The sequence below is a fragment of the Pseudomonas sp. 05T35 genome (genome assembly GCF_056396605.1).
The window spans coordinates 1-513 of the sequence record NZ_JBFTLU010000934.1; the positions used below are offsets into that span (position 1 = coordinate 1).

The 513-nt window shown below is 57.5% G+C and carries 1 protein-coding gene; it reads right to left on the bottom strand.

The features are described from left to right. Positions 1-425, bottom strand: a 425-nt coding sequence (locus AC1DH9_RS30770) for a LysR family transcriptional regulator (protein WP_477809536.1), incomplete at its 3' end; no start/stop codon positions are given. Positions 426-513 lie beyond the last annotated feature (88 nt).

Sequence of the window (513 nt, forward strand, 5' to 3'; positions counted from 1 at the left end):
TTTTCCAGCAATTCGCATGCGCCGGACACGGCCGTTTCGTGAAGCCGGATACGGTACCCTTGCAAGACCGAAGAAAAGCGTAACAGCGCTAGCTCCAGCACGTCGGCGGGAAACAGCATGTCGACCGCCAGCGAGTGTTCGATAGACAACCCCGGCTGGTACTGATTGGCCAGTCGCTCAAGCTTTTTCGCCGAGCCCAGCAGGTGCTTGGCCTGAGGCAACAGGGCCTGGCCCAGAGGTGTCAATACGGCCTTGCGCCCCTCGATCAGGAACAGTTCCTGACCCAGCAGGGTTTCCATGCGGTTGACCGAATGGCTGACGGCCGACTGTGACTTGAACATATACTCGCCGGCCTGCTGGAAACCGCCACACTCGACTGTAGAAACAAAAGCCTGCCACTGGTCGAGACTGATCCTGGAAAACATTCGAACCTCCCTGTCCATATCGGGTGAAAACCACCGCTACTGCGGCTCGGCGTTTTACCACAAAAAAACCTCTTGCCCTACGCCATCG